Consider the following 620-nt stretch of genomic DNA (forward strand, 5'->3'; position numbering starts at 1 on the left):
CGAACGCGTCATGGCTGCCCATCAACTCAACGATCAGCGGCGCGACATTTTCAGCGAGCGCATGACCAAAGGCCGCGTCATCGGCGACATGGACCTTGCCCACGCCCGCAATCTTCGCGGCCGCCTCGCCTACGCCGGCAACGCCAGCGCCGGCAACCAGCAGATGCACTTCACCCAGCTTTGCAGCGGCGGTGACGGCGGAAAGGGTCGCGTCCTTCACGACGCCGCCCTCATGTTCAACCCAGACAAGCGCTTTCGTCATGCTGCAACTCCCAGAGCCTTGAGCTTCGCGACCAGTTCATCGACATCTGCGACCTTGACGCCAGCCGAACGCTTGGCGGGCTCAGTAACCTTCAGCGTTTCCAGACGCGGCGAAATATCGACGCCATAATCGGCAGGCGCCTTGGTTGCGAGCGGCTTGCTCTTCGCCTTCATGATGTTGGGCAGCGAGGCATAGCGCGGTTCATTGAGGCGCAGGTCGGTGGTGACGATCGCCGGGATGTTCAGCTTCACTGTCTCCAGGCCGCCATCGACTTCGCGGGTTACATCGACCTTGTCACCCGACACTTCGACCTTGCTGGCGAAGGTGCCCTGCGGCAGGTTCAGCAGAGCGGCGAGCA

At 62.4% G+C, this 620-nt stretch carries 2 protein-coding genes; both read right to left on the bottom strand.

Annotated elements, in window-relative coordinates; all coding sequences use genetic code 11:
• On the bottom strand, positions 1-262 hold a 262-nt coding region (locus ACFO3E_RS17240), incomplete at its 3' end, for an adenine nucleotide alpha hydrolase family protein (protein WP_465269446.1).
• On the bottom strand, positions 259-620 hold a 362-nt coding region (locus tag ACFO3E_RS17245), incomplete at its 5' end, for an electron transfer flavoprotein subunit beta/FixA family protein (RefSeq protein WP_380806697.1). The genes ACFO3E_RS17245 and ACFO3E_RS17240, both read right to left, overlap by 4 nt.

Source organism: Sphingobium tyrosinilyticum, from assembly GCF_042654265.1.
Classification (GTDB): domain Bacteria; phylum Pseudomonadota; class Alphaproteobacteria; order Sphingomonadales; family Sphingomonadaceae; genus Sphingobium; species Sphingobium tyrosinilyticum.